General features: G+C 60.0%; 1 protein-coding gene. It reads right to left on the reverse strand.

Going from position 1 to position 508, the window contains the following annotated elements; all coding sequences use genetic code 11:
* Positions 1-28 precede the first annotated feature (28 nt).
* Entirely contained in the window at positions 29-379 is a 351-nt protein-coding gene (locus AX672_RS08470) for a GIY-YIG nuclease family protein (RefSeq protein WP_082730458.1), read from the reverse strand.
* Between the last annotated feature and the right edge of the window lie 129 nt (positions 380-508).

A 508-nucleotide genomic window follows, 5' to 3' on the forward strand; every position in this document is an offset into this window, starting at 1 on the left:
CTGCCTCTTATTGCGTACAGAACGACCCTTAAAATCCGCCGTCGCCCCGTGCTTGACACGGGGCTGGGTTTTTTTCTTCGCCGCCACCGGCGAACCATTGATCCCACAGGTCGAGCCACGCCGGATTGTCCGCCTCAATCAGCGCGAACTTCCATTCGCGTCGCCATTTCTTGAGCAACTTTTCCCGGGCGATCGCAGCCTCAATGTCGGCGTGGAACTCGACATAGACAAGCCGGGTCTTGCCAAAGTCGCGCACATGCGTCGACCCGGTTCCTTCGCGGTGCTGATAAACGCGCCTGATGACATCGGCTGACACGCCGACGTACATGCCTCCGCGATACCGGTTCGCCGTAATGTAGACCCAACCGCCCTTCGCCATGTCGTTTCATCGCAAGCGGCGGCGACGAAGAAAAGCCAAGCCCCGTGTCAAGCACGGGGCGACGAACCGAAAGGAAGGGGAAGAGTCAGGCACAAGGACGCGCTGAAGCTACCCGTCCGCTCTCCACCA

Origin of the sequence: Sphingomonas sp. CCH10-B3 (assembly GCF_001556185.1) — a bacterium.
Taxonomy (GTDB): Bacteria; Pseudomonadota; Alphaproteobacteria; order Sphingomonadales; family Sphingomonadaceae; genus Sphingomonas; species Sphingomonas aquatica.